The 1,104-nt window shown below is 67.8% G+C and carries 1 protein-coding gene; it reads right to left on the bottom strand.

The features are described from left to right. The coding region (locus BIS11_RS18265; protein WP_253586819.1) for an AAA family ATPase at nt 1–1,104 on the bottom strand (1,104 nt) is incomplete at both ends.

The following is a 1,104-nucleotide window of genomic DNA, read 5'->3' on the forward strand; positions in this document are numbered from 1 at the left end:
TCAGCGTCACTACCTGCTGGTGCAGCGCCACGCGCACGTCCTTCGGGCCGGACAGGTACGCCGCCTCGTGCAAGAGCTGATGGCTGAACTGATACTCGGGCTCGCCCCCGCCGATCTCCACGCTCTCGATGATCTCGAGCTGGCGCATGTGCTCGAGCGCCTTGTGCAGGCGGCCCTTGTCGAGGGCGCAGGCTTCGCCGAGCATGCCGAGCCGGAAACGCCGGCCAAGCACCGCCGCCACGTGGGCGACGTCGCGATCGGCCTCCAGCTGGTCGATGCGACTGGTGAGCAGTCCAAGCAGCCCCTTGGGCAACTCGTTGAACTGGACGCTGCGCCCTTCGCGGCGATCCATGTCGAGTCGCCGGCAGATCTCCTGCAGGTAGAGCGGGACACCGTCGCAGCGCTCGACGATCTGATTTCGAAGGCGCGGGCTCAGGTGGATCTGGTAGCGCCGGGCGAGCTGGGACAAGAGCCGGGCGGATTGGCCTGCGTCGAGCTTGCCGAGCGTGATCTGCTGATCCCAGTGCAGCTTGACCGGAAGCACTTCGCGCCCGTGGTGGCTGGCCACCAGCATGAAAGCGGTATTGATCGGCAATCGCGCCTGCAGCCCGGACAGCACCTTGAAGGAGGGTTCGTCGAGCCACTGCAGGTCGTCGATCAGCAGCAGCAGCGTACGCTGTCGGGATTCGCGCTCGATGAGCCGGTGCAGAAGCCTTGCGACCAGCTCGACGGCCTCGCCGTTCTGGGTCAGCCGGCTGATGTCCTCGACGTCGCTCACCCCGAGCGCCTGCTCAAGGAGTTCCTGGCGCTCGTCGTCGAGCGCGGTCATATCGAGCGTCTGCTGGAGCCCCCGAAGCGCCGCACGGTCGCCTTCATGACCGAAGTGCCAGCCGAGCAGTTGCCGGGCGACCCCGTAGGGCTCCAGCACCGACAGCCGCGTGGTGGGCAGCCAGCACACCGCCGCGTCGCGACTCAGCTCGAGCTGGCGAAAGCCGACCATCAACGCCGACTTCCCCATGCCGGTGCCACCCCGCACCAGCACGCTCTGGCGCAGGCCGATGCTGGCCCGGACCTGGGCGTCGCGCAGGGTGCGCAGCGCCGTCT

It is taken from the genome of Halomonas sp. 707D4, from assembly GCF_024158685.1.
GTDB lineage: Bacteria > Pseudomonadota > Gammaproteobacteria > Pseudomonadales > Halomonadaceae > Vreelandella.